This is a genomic window from Vibrio sp. Vb2880 (assembly GCF_033337975.1).
GTDB lineage: Bacteria > Pseudomonadota > Gammaproteobacteria > Enterobacterales > Vibrionaceae > Vibrio > Vibrio alginolyticus.
This window is the reverse complement of the sequence record NZ_JAWORT010000005.1, coordinates 271,945-283,737: the sequence shown is the minus strand read 5'-3', so window position 1 is coordinate 283,737 and position 11,793 is coordinate 271,945. Positions and strand designations below refer to the sequence as shown.

Sequence of the window (11,793 nt, the reverse complement as noted above, 5' to 3'; positions counted from 1 at the left end):
ATAATTCAGCACTTTACAAGTCGGGCTATGCTCCTTATTATACCGCCCACAACGGAGAGATGGCTGAGTGGTTGAAAGCACCGGTCTTGAAAACCGGCATACGTTAATAGCGTATCTAGGGTTCAAATCCCTATCTCTCCGCCACCTATTTAGAGAGCTCGCATTTATTGCGAGCTTTCTTCGTTTTAGCTCTTACAAAAACGAGATTTATAAATCCTCGCTCGTAAACGAATCCAGCACTTCACTATATTCCAGTTAAAAGCCCGCTAATGTTTAGCGGGCTTTTAACTTCGATTTTCTAAAGTTTAAGCAAACTTCTTAATCATTTCAGACAGGTCATTGGTACAATTTTGCACTTTGGTGTTCATATGATTCGTTTCAGTCATCAGTTCATACGATTCACTGTACTTTAAATTAAGCGACTGGATGTTTTCATTTATTTCATCCGTTACATAAACCTGCTCTTCTATCGCGACCGCAATTTGTTGGTTTCGTTCGACAACGTCTTGAACAAGGGATTCCAGTTGTTGAATGCTATCCAAAGCAGTACCTAACAATGTTACCGTTCCGGTCGACATTTCGTTACCTTTCTCTAACGCAGAAACCGCTGATTTGCTCCCATTTTGAATTCCTTCAATGGCCGATTTAATCTCTGTTGTCGATTCCTGAGTTCTTTTAGCTAAGGTTCTCACTTCATCTGCTACAACGGCAAACCCTCTGCCTTGTTCGCCTGCCCTCGCGGCTTCAATTGCAGCGTTCAACGCTAATAAATTAGTTTGTTCGGCAATACCGTTGATGACTTCAACAACGGTTCCAATTTGCTCGGTTTGTTGGTTCAAACGTATGACCACTTTAGATATTTCGCCGAGCTCATCAACCAACTCTAAAACCGATTGGTTAACATTATCGATAACGCTACGGCTGTCTATCATCGTATTTTGCGCTTCTAACGTAGCCTCGGCGGTCGCTTGAGCATTATTTGATATCTCAGATGAAGAGGCTTGCATCTCGTTGACCGCTGTTGCGACCGAGTCAATCTCCACTTTCTGTGCGCTTAAGTTCTCCGTCACTTGCTGGCTATTTGTCGCAGCACTATTAGCACTTGCGCGCGTTTCTTCGCAAGAGTCTTTTACAGACACGCCAACGCGCCCCAGTAGCGCATTGGCAAATTGCTTACGCATCTTCATACCCAGCTCAATCTCAGCCAGATCGTTGATTCTTCCGCAATAAATATATTCCATGAGTGGATTGTTGAAGTCTTGCCTAGCCTGTTTAGCGAGCTTCTCAACTGGTCTGGTTAATACATAAATAGAGAAAACGGAAAGTAACGCAACAACGCCAAACGCTATCACTGGTGATTGATTCATTTGTAGAATGAGTAAGCCAATAAGGTTTGAAATTAAAAGGAAGAAGGCCGATCTCATCCACAAACGTGTACGAGGAAGATACATTTTCCACGGCTTACGATTATTTCGAAGCTTCGAATACGCTTTTTCCGCTCGCTGGATGTGTATACGCTCAGGTTTAAATCTCACTGATTGGTATTCCACAACTTCACCATTAGATTTTATAGGAGAAGCAAACGCGTCAACCCAATAATAGCCGCCGTTTTTACGTCGATTTTTGACCATTCCCATCCAGTGTTTGCCAGTTTTCAGGTGAGTCCATAAATCTTTAAAAGCCTGTTTTGGCATATCAGGATGACGCACAACATTGTGGGGTTTACCGATAAGCTCCCCTTCATCAAACCCCGCGACTTCATTAAAGTTTTCACTGGCATATTTGATGTAACTGGAGGTATCGGTAATGGAAACTAGGCTGTAACTCGAGGGGTAATCGTATTCCGTTTCACTCATAAACATGTGTCCTTACATTGATTAATTAACAAACGGCAAATATGAATTTATCAGCATAACATATACACGCATAATGATAGGTTGATTCAAAAATAAAACAAAATTATTGACAAGTTTACTTGTTACTTAATGACTCTAGTCGCATTTTTATCCTCTAATACAAGGCTTCGTTAATATGCACAAGACTGAGCACTGTTCAAAATTAATACACAAAAGCGCTTCCGTACTGAGTTCGTAAATTGTTATAAGTAATCCACTAAAACGAAAACAAGGAAGACAAACGCAATGACTATTCACTTTCGTCAGCTTGCAGCTAAGAGAAACACGACACACTTGTTTATTGACGATTGGAAAATTAACACTCAGCAGTCTTGGGGGATATTCAGCGCGGATGGAGATATTGGCTCTCTGCTTGGAGACCTTATTTGTGATGAAATGTCACCAGATAGTGGGGAAATTGAGCTAAATGGGCTGTCCGTTGCGCAAGTGTCGTTATCAGAGCAACAGCGATTACTGGAAAGAGAATTAGAAAAGGATGATACGGATTTTCTTGATCGTATCGACCAAGGGAGCACTGTTTATTCATTAATCCTAGAGCAGAGCCAAGACACCAACTTAACTGAACAGCTAATTAATGATCTCGACCTAAGTCATCTTAAAGATAGTGGCTTCCGTGTTCTCTCTACCGGAGAAACCAGAAGAGTAATGCTCGCCCGAGCTTTAGCCACACAACCTGACTTAGTATTACTAGATAATCCATTTACTGGCTTAGATATTGCGCACCGAGCTGCTCTCGCTCGCTATTTACACTCGCTTTCTCAAAATGTGCAACTACTCATAACCTTCTCTCGCGAATCTGACATGCCTGAGTGGATCAATAGCATCGCGCTTTTCAGTGCAGGAAAGCTTGATAGTACAATGGATAAGTCCAGTTGGGATAATCATCCAATCATTGGACAAATTAAATCTCAGTCAAAGCAACAGAGTGACGAAATGATGAGCTTGATACGTCAGCATCAGCACTCTACGCCATTCAACAACCCAATATTTGAACTAAAGAATGGGGCTGTCGAATACACCGATAAGAAGATTTTTACTGACTTGAACTGGCGCATAGACAAGGGCCAACATTGGCAGGTCAAAGGTCCAAATGGTTGTGGAAAGAGTACCTTACTTGGATTGATCTTTGGCGATCATCCGCAATGCTACAGCAATGACATTGATATTTTTGGTAAAAAGCGTGGTACTGGCGAGACAATCTGGGAAATTAAGCAGCATATCGGTATGGTGTCTTCAGCGCTACACCTCCAATATCGAGTCAATTGCAGCGCATTAGAAGTCATTTTGTCAGGATTTTACGATTCGATTGGGTTGTATAACCAGCCAACTCGCAAAGAAATGGATATTGCAAACGAGTGGCTCGATATCTTACATATGAGCCAGTACAAAAAAACCTCATTTAAGCAATTAGAGTACGGTCAGCAGCGACTGTTACTGATTGCAAGAGCCATCGTGAAACAACCCACATTATTGATTTTGGACGAGCCGTATCAAGGGTTAGATTTTTTGGGTAGACGGTTAGTTAAGAACACACTTGAACTCATCGCTAGAGAGAATTTAAGCCAACTATTGTATGTGTCTCACTACCAAGAAGACCGCTTAGATAGCATCAAAAATGAGTTAGAGTTTGTGTTTGATGAAAATGCTCAGTGTTACAGAGCTAACGTCTACCAATCATAATGACTTCGCTGCGCAAGCTGCTCATAGGGTAATGGTTTGGAGTACAGGTATCCCTGATGATATCTCACTCCCATCTGCTTTAAGTGTTCAGCTTGCGCTATGGTTTCCACGCCTTCAGCGATCAATTGTACTTGTAATTCTTCCGCGAAGTGAACCATCGCTTTTAAGACAGAAGCACTAAGGCTAGGAATACCAATGGTTTCGACAAAGCACTTATCGATTTTTAAGTAATCTATGCGCATGTGCTGTAGAAATGCTAACGAGGTTTGGCCAGTTCCAAAATCATCGATCAGCACATCAATACCATGCACTCGCAGCGCTGCAATGCATTTTCTCGCCTCTGAATCAATGAGCTGACGCTCTGTTATCTCAACCCCTAATGAGACTTTGTTTCGGCTCAGCTGTCTGTCGAGCAATTGAATTTTTCTGATCGCGTTTGGTCCAACTAAATAACCAGGAGGCACGTTAATACCAAGGTGGACAGGCTGATCAAAGCCTAATTTACTGAAGTCCTCTGCCGCTTTATCCAGAACGAAATCAGTAAGTAAAAAAACCAATCCACTTTGCTCTGCCGCAGGGACAAACTCATCCGGAGAAATGAACCCCTTACTTTGATGCTCCCATCGCACTAGCGCTTCAAACCCGAATAACTGGCCGGTATCAACGTTAACTTGCGGTTGGTAATACAGGGTCAACTCTCCTCTTTTTATTGCTCTTTTAAGATCCAGTATCAAGTTGCGATGAGGATCAATAAATTTATTCAACGCATACAAACAAAGGTAGATCACGAAAATAATTGGAATTGAGTACAAAAAATAGGAAAGTGTTCTCTGTTTGACGAAAAGATCGCTGGCTTCACTCAAAGCTTCATACTCAAACATTTGCGACGATTTGATACCGATAGGATTACTTCCCGCTCTTAATGCTCCTTCGGGTGAAACTTGCTCATGGATAAACAGCGCAGAGCGTTTTAGGCGTAAATCGTTGTTAAACCCTATTGTCGCATTAAAGTAGTCATGATCGATAATCGTTACGGCTTGATAACCCCGCTCTCCTTCCGTTACCACAAGCAAGAACAGATCGTACAAGCTATCAACACTACCAAACGCTAGCGTTTGTCCCTTAGGAAAGGTGATGTGCTCAGCTAACGGTTTAGAGATACTTCCCAATTTCGAAGAACAAGTAATGACTCCCTCTTTCACAATGAGCATTTCTTCAATATCTCGTTCAAACATTAAGCTTTGCTGGAGCTCTTCACATCGTTCAGGGTGTAGCAGCGCCGTGCGGTTTTCTGTCTCTATTTGGAATAAAATTTCATCTGCAATTTGCACATTTTTTTCTAATAAATGATTAAGATTGTTTTGCACGCTTTCACGAGCTAAATACAAAACTTCTCCAATAACCAAGGGAATAGGCAGAAGAAAAATGATGGCTTTTTTAAAAATCGCCTTATTCAGCATATAAAAGTAACCTTTTATAAAACCGATTTACTGAGATGGTACCTCGATTCCGATACCCGCTCGCAACTCACGTTTTTTAACATTATTTGTTTGGATTAACTCAGTATGCGAAACGCTGAGTAATACCGCAAACTAAACAATGTCTTATTCACTCCTGTTCCAATTTAGTATCAAGCGCCTCAAACCTGAGACTTTAATTCGACACCATGTTATGTCTATCGGTACTTGCGAAAGTCTTTACCTGTCTGTTTCTCATCATGTAAGAATTACCCATTAAAATTATTTTTCTTTTCTCAGTGATTAAGAATTATATTTGTCGTAACTCCTACAACACGTTACAACACTCTCATGACGACAAACAAAGCTAATGCTAACCAGGTAAACGAAAAATCACTGCAGTTGTTAATGCAAGTTGCAGTTAGTCCGTTCCCAGTTTCTGCGAAAACGCTAAGCGAACAATTGAACGTTCCTTTAAGCAGCCTTTACCGACACTTAAAACTGCTTAAAGAGTGGAACTTGATCGAAGAAAGCGTTCACGACAAGACATTTGTCGTTGGTCCGGCGGCATTATTACTCATGCACAGCTATGAGACCGCGCAACATGGGCTCGACATGGTCGAAACCATACTGGCTAGGTTGGTACAACAAACCGGGGAAATGGCCGCTTATATGGTACCAGCTGGTTATCGTGCGCTTTGTGTCAGACAGAAAGAAAGTATGCAGGCGCTGCGTTGCAGCTTCGTCCAGGGTCAAAGTCAACCTCTGCTGCGCGGTGCCTCATCTAAAGTGATGCTCGCTTTTATGCCTCAAAGTCGATGCGAGAAAATCTTGAGATATTTTAATCAAGATCACCGACGCGACGAGTGGGAAAAAGAGCTCACAACCATCCGTAAACACGGATATGCCGTCAGTACTTCTGAGATTGACCCTGGTGTGTCAGGTATTAGCGCACCGGTAATGAAAGGAAGCAAACTGATTGGCGCAGTCTCGGTGATGGCTCCGGCCCACCGAGTCGAAAAGGACAAGCAGCGCATTATTTTACATGTACTGCAAGCGGCAAGGGCACTACCACCAGAAAGGTAATTCATCATGTTAAGCTTTTTCAAACGCTATAAACTCCACCACACCGTGAAACAGCCGCAGCATTACCCTTTTTCTTTTATGACAGTGTGTGAGTATTTGCCACCCATGTCTAAGGGCGCGTTTGAATTAGCTGATCAAAGTTTGGAAAATGCTAGTGATTGGCTTTACCAACAACATGATCATGAAACCGCTGAGAACTATGGGCACTTCAACCACGACAAACTGGAGAATGGCGAGTTTCAAGAAGCATTAAGCCTTTCGCTTTCTCGCCACTCAATTCCTGTTTTAGTAACTAACTGTACCGAGGCAATCTTGTCCATGTTACCTGTGGTCGTGTCCTATCGAGACGAAGTGGGTGTGGTAAATATCGGGCATAACATGAACTTGAAACCGACACTTGAGCCACGCTTAGGCTCTGCATTCCATTTTGCTCTTTCTCGCTATCAAAACGTACGATTGTTTTTTGCTGGCGTCAGTGAACAAGAGACGAAGCAGGAAACGTGGGAATACGCGGAAGATCAAGGTTGTGATTGGGTGACCGAGAAAGAGTTTTCTTTTCGTCATCGTAATAACGTTAAGCAACAGATCGGCAATTACCTAGACCACTGCGACCAAATAATCATTAGTATCGACCTTGGATCTCTAAAAACCAAAAACAGCCTTGATGGCGCGTCAGAAATTGATATCCAAATGGTTCTACGCACGATTAGGCAATGTCTGGTTGCAGGTAAAGTGAGAGCAATTCAGCTCGTTGGCGATCGAGATTGCCTGGTCTATTCGAGACAAACGAAAGCCATACTAGAAGAGTTATATCAGATGGCTCCACTCATCGTTCACGCTGCCTAGCGTTATAAACATTCAGAATCAGGATCGCGTCCTTCCTGATTCTGAACCAACATGCTTACTTATTATCCTTAACTAACAAATAGTTACACATATAAATCGACACACATCACACTTGCCTCTTGAACTAACCTGACACTTACGTTGTAATAAGGCCGCTAAACTTTGGTATGACATACGAAATAAAAAACAACCAAAGTTCAATAACTAAGCGGCTTCAAAACAAAAAGTACCGCAGCTATTCCAATTTCAGTGAGCATTTGCTCACGCTCGCTTGATGCCATCTTGTTCCACTCATTAGGACATTTGATGATGCGTCTTTGCAGTATTTTCACTGCGGTTCTTTTTTTACCGCTAACCTCACACGCCACCACCTATGACGTAAAAGATCTATCTGAGTTAGGTCAACTTTGCTCACACAAGAGTTTTAGTATCGAAAGCGATGGCACGACTTATCGCTGTACAGGGAAACTAGTCCTACCCGCGGGTGATAAAATTGTCTCCTCATTACCGGAAAAAGAGATAACGTTAAAAGCAGATTATGGAATTGTGTTAGAGGGGAATAATACGATTGGTGAACCCAATAAACGTATCTCTCTACACGCCCTCGCTACCGGATTAACGGTTAACAATGAGAAAGCATCAAACCTCGACGATTACCAAAACAAACACACTGTCATCTATGGTGATCTTCTATCGGCATACCCAACAAAGCTGCATAACATTCTCATAGACGGGAATATTAAGCTAACAGGTTCGACACTTAACATTGATGGAACGTACAACACCATTATTGGTGATATTTCGACACACAGCACGACCAATATACTTAATACAAACATCTGTGGTAAGGTCGAATCACAAGGCGAAACACTACACCTAAAAACAAACCATCCTTTACAAGACCATTTTGTCGTCGGTGATGTTTCTGCGCACAACTCTCTGATTATAAAAGATATGTCGATCTATGGTACGGCTGAATCTGTAGGATCGTCAGCTACATTAAGTGGCTCATTCTATAGTTCCACCGCAGCAATTAAATACTTCCAAACATTGAACTTCAACAACGCTCCAAATCAGCCTAGTCAAGTTTGTGGTGAAATCCAACAAGCGCCAGGAAGTGCACAAACGAAAGCACAAGACAACACATACACGCAATACTGTGGATTTGACCAGGCTGATTGTCACTACTCTTCCCAAATCTGTCCAATCACCCCTCAAGATGTTCCGAATTGCAGCATGCAGCCTCCATCGGAGAACGACTTAAACCTCAGCGTCACACCATCGGACGACATGGCACTGATGTGCGGCGACGATCTTCCGCAATTTACAGCAATGACAACCAATAATGGAGAAGTTGTAAGCGCAGAAGTCAGTGCAGCCCTATCACACCCTGACTTGTTCACTTTAGAGGTGATCAAAGGTCAGCAGACATTAAAAGCAAACCAATTTATGTCTGACGACAATGGTGAGCTCGTTGTTCGAGTGGTCCCGAACGATATTGATACCATCGCGTTAGGTACTAACTACACGCTGACTTTCACTATGGCAGAAGACACCAGCAAACATCAAACGGTTAGCTTTATGTTTACGCCATTTATGTTTGAGGCCTACTCAAAGACGAAAAGCGCCACTTTAAATGAAATACGCGTTATTGCAGGTAAACCAGAAAACGTGCATACGCGATTGCTTGCTTGTGCTTCCACCGGCGAACCTGTAGTCGCAAGCAACTACAATGGTACTCCTAAGGTTTTTCATCCATTGGTTCAACCATTAGGAGGAAGTGAAGGAAACTTTAGCTATTCAGCAGAATTTGAAGGTGGCTTGTCTGAACATGGCCTTATCACGAACGAATCCGGCATATTTGAAGTGACATTGTCCGATCATTTTGAATGTGAGGGATTTGAAGAGTGCCCAGAAGAAGGCAAAGTGGAAGTGAAAGGAACATTTAATGTGCACTCGCGACCATGGACACTGGCTATCTGTGACAACCAACGTGCTTTGCCTTCTGGTACCTCTAAACAGGGAGATGGGTTTATCGCTGCTGGAGAACTTTTCTCTCTAACAGTGAAACCAATCATTTGGCAACCTGACGGCTCTGTAAGTGGGTCTGTTGAATCAGCACGCTATTGTGATGCTTCTATCACCCGTAATTTTATGCTTGATGACGCTCCAGCAGCATCGGTTGTCTTGTCGAGTGAACAACATACGCCATCAGAGACAACGAACCAAACCTCAAAATTGCTAAAAAGTAGTGACTCACTGGCTCAGGCGCATAATTCAGCCAAGAATGATCAATTCGTCTTTAATGGATTATATTGGGAAGAAGTCGGGAGCTTGAGAGTAAAAGCAAACCTAGAAAGTAAATATCTAGGTATGACTGTGAACGAAGGCTATCGTTACGTTGGTCGTTTTTACCCAAAATATTTTCAAGTGCAAGACCAAGAATGGCACTACCCACATGGCCAAACTTTTACTTACATGAATCAACCTTTTGAGAAAGTCACTTACGATGTTGTCGCACTCAATGCGAATAAGGAAAACGTGAAGAATTACGTCCACTTTTCGTCTAACCTTCAACAACATTTCGATTTAGGCGAGCTAAGCTCATACTCCGATCGGTTTTTGCCGCCTAAGCCTAAGAAGGTAGACTGGAAACTACTGGGTAGCGCGAGTGTTGGAACGTTTGTTATAGAGAAGCCCTCGACCAATGCGACTTGTAACAATAGCCCATGCTGGAAAAAGAACACGACAGATAAGCAATATCCTGATGGTCCATTCAATACCGAGACTAATAGTGATATCAGCCAAATAGGTTTAGTCTCAGTAAAAGCCGTTGATGAGGTAAACTTCTTCGACGATAGCGAAGTGCTCACAAAACAACCAGACATTCGATTCGGTCGTTTGAACTTTCAAGATGTAGGTGGCAACCAAGGCATGGTGATCAAAGTGCCACTTGATGTGGAAATTTGGCAAAACGGTCGATTTACAACTAACTTCGATGACAGCTCAACAACGGCGAATGGTGAATATTACTTCAGCACGCCAATTTGGTCTCATGCGCCAGCAAACAACGCCCTGCTTTCTGGCGTTGGAACGATGAGTATTGGCAGGATAACCGATATCGTTGCAAGCCAAATTGACTCAGCGCGCGAGCAAATACAATTCCACCTAGATTTAGACAGCTCAGGCAATCGCATCCCTTGGCTGAAATACGATTGGGATCGCTCTACAAGTGAAGAGGAAAACCCACCCGTCATTGTTACGTTTGGTATTCACCGAGGAAACGATCGCATTATTTATCGTGGTGAGCCCAATATGCTTGGCCTAAATTAACGCGAAACGACAAAACAAAAAAAGCCCCTCAATTGAGGGGCTCTTTTCACACAGACTGTGTAATTTACTTTGCGCCACGACGCGCTTTCAGGCGCTTCACCATAGCAAGACGACGCTCTGCCGACCCTTGGTCTGTTGCCGACTGGTTCGGGTTATTACGACGACCTTGACGATTCTTGAATGCTGGTTTTGAGTGCAGCTTTTCAATGTAAGATTCACGCTGTTTTGGTTCATAGCCTGCAAGCTCGATACGGCGAATTCGCTGCTGGATTAGATTTTCAACCTGAACAACCGTGAGCTCTTCATCTCGGTTTACAAATGAAACGGCATGGCCTTGTTTACCTGCACGGCCTGTACGGCCAATTCGGTGAACGTAATCTTCCGCTAGGAAAGGCATGTCATAGTTCACAACGTGAGGTAAATCTTCAATATCTAGACCTCGAGCAGCGACATCGGTAGCCACCATGACACGTGCTTTACCGGACTTGAACTCTTCTAACGCACGACGACGAGCACTTTGAGCACGGTCACCATGACAAACCACCGCTTTGATACCATCAAGTTTCAACTCTTTTACAACGTCGTTTGCGGTCTCTTTGTAGTTCACAAATACCAACACTTGTTTCCAGTTCTTACGACCAATCAGCTCCGAAAGCAGTTCCGTTTTTCGCTCTTGATCAACTGGATATAACACGTGAGCAACTGTCTGTGCTGTCGTATTCGCTCGCTCAACTTCAATACGCTTAGGCTTACGCAGGATATCTTTTGCTAACAGATTTAGTTGGCTCGAAGTCGTTGCGGAAAACATCATAATTTGCGGATCAGTATCCACATCTAGCATGATCTTACGTACTGCGTGAATAAAGCCCATGTCCAAGATACGGTCTGCTTCATCAAACACTAAAAACTCTAAGTGTGCGACCGAGACATTACCTTGTTCAATGTGCTCTTCCAATCGACCAGGTGTAGCCACTAGGATATCTACACCGTTTTCTAATGCCGTTACTTGAGAAGACATTTTACGGCCACCGAAAATCGCAGCCACCGACAGGTTCGTGTACTTCGTGTAAGCTTTGATGTTGTCAGCAATTTGTTCAGCAAGCTCACGAGTTGGAGCCAAGATAAGTGCGCGAGCAGTCTTACGAGAAGCGCTACGGTTACTGTCTAGCAACTGCTGAATCATAGGCAGAGAAAACGCAGCCGTTTTACCAGTACCTGTTTGTGCTGTAGCGAAAATATCATGGCCTTTGCGAGCCATTGGAATCGCCTTCTGTTGAATTGGCGTTAACTTTTCATAACCGCATTCTGCCAGTGCTTTAACCACTTCTGGCGCAAAACCTTGAGATGAAAATGACATTGAGCGTATTCCTTAAACAAACCACTAAAAATAGCTTTAAAAATTTAGCCGTGCACTATACCCGAATTTGAGTGATTTATCTCACTTTTCTCATTGAAATCCTACAAAAGAAAAAACG

Annotated in this window: 7 protein-coding genes and 1 tRNA gene; 5 read left to right on the top strand and 3 right to left on the bottom strand. The window is 43.0% G+C overall.

Features of this window, described 5'->3' with window-relative positions; translation table 11 throughout:
• Positions 1-53: 53 nt before the first annotated feature.
• A tRNA-Ser gene (locus R7M92_RS08265) sits at positions 54-144 on the top strand.
• Between the two features lie 161 nt (positions 145-305).
• Here R7M92_RS08265 and R7M92_RS08260 read toward each other — a convergent pair.
• Positions 306-1,856: a PAS domain-containing methyl-accepting chemotaxis protein gene (locus R7M92_RS08260; RefSeq protein WP_213916936.1), complete on the bottom strand. Its 1,551-nt coding sequence runs from the start codon at positions 1,854-1,856 to the stop codon at positions 306-308.
• Positions 1,857-2,141: 285 nt separating this feature from the next.
• On the opposite strand from R7M92_RS08260, the gene modF reads away from it, so the two are divergent.
• Positions 2,142-3,596 (top strand): molybdate ABC transporter ATP-binding protein ModF, encoded by a 1,455-nt coding sequence (modF, locus tag R7M92_RS08255; RefSeq protein ID WP_318133105.1) that lies wholly within the window; start codon positions 2,142-2,144, stop codon positions 3,594-3,596.
• On the opposite strand, the gene R7M92_RS08250 is transcribed toward modF, so the two are convergent.
• Complete coding sequence (locus R7M92_RS08250; protein WP_167415952.1) at positions 3,584-5,056, bottom strand: EAL domain-containing protein; 1,473 nt, start codon at positions 5,054-5,056, stop codon at positions 3,584-3,586. The two genes, modF and R7M92_RS08250, sit on opposite strands and share 13 nt — an antisense overlap.
• A 348-nt stretch (positions 5,057-5,404) precedes the next feature.
• Between R7M92_RS08250 and R7M92_RS08245 the strand changes: the two genes are divergently transcribed.
• From R7M92_RS08245 to R7M92_RS08235, 3 genes are all read left to right on the top strand, one after another.
• Positions 5,405-6,139 (top strand): IclR family transcriptional regulator, encoded by a 735-nt coding sequence (locus tag R7M92_RS08245; protein WP_005386192.1) that lies wholly within the window; start codon positions 5,405-5,407, stop codon positions 6,137-6,139.
• A 6-nt stretch (positions 6,140-6,145) separates the two neighbouring features.
• Positions 6,146-6,985 carry an arginase gene (locus tag R7M92_RS08240; protein ID WP_005375657.1) on the top strand — a complete coding sequence of 280 codons (840 nt, stop codon included), beginning with the start codon at positions 6,146-6,148 and terminating at the stop codon, positions 6,983-6,985.
• A gap of 306 nt (positions 6,986-7,291) precedes the next feature.
• Positions 7,292-10,318, top strand: coding sequence for a DUF6701 domain-containing protein (locus tag R7M92_RS08235; protein ID WP_318133103.1), 3,027 nt, complete (start codon positions 7,292-7,294; stop codon positions 10,316-10,318).
• A 64-nt stretch (positions 10,319-10,382) separates the two neighbouring features.
• On the opposite strand, the gene R7M92_RS08230 is transcribed toward R7M92_RS08235, so the two are convergent.
• Positions 10,383-11,675 carry a DEAD/DEAH box helicase gene (locus R7M92_RS08230; RefSeq protein WP_025768979.1) on the bottom strand — a complete coding sequence of 431 codons (1,293 nt, stop codon included), beginning with the start codon at positions 11,673-11,675 and terminating at the stop codon, positions 10,383-10,385.
• Positions 11,676-11,793 lie beyond the last annotated feature (118 nt).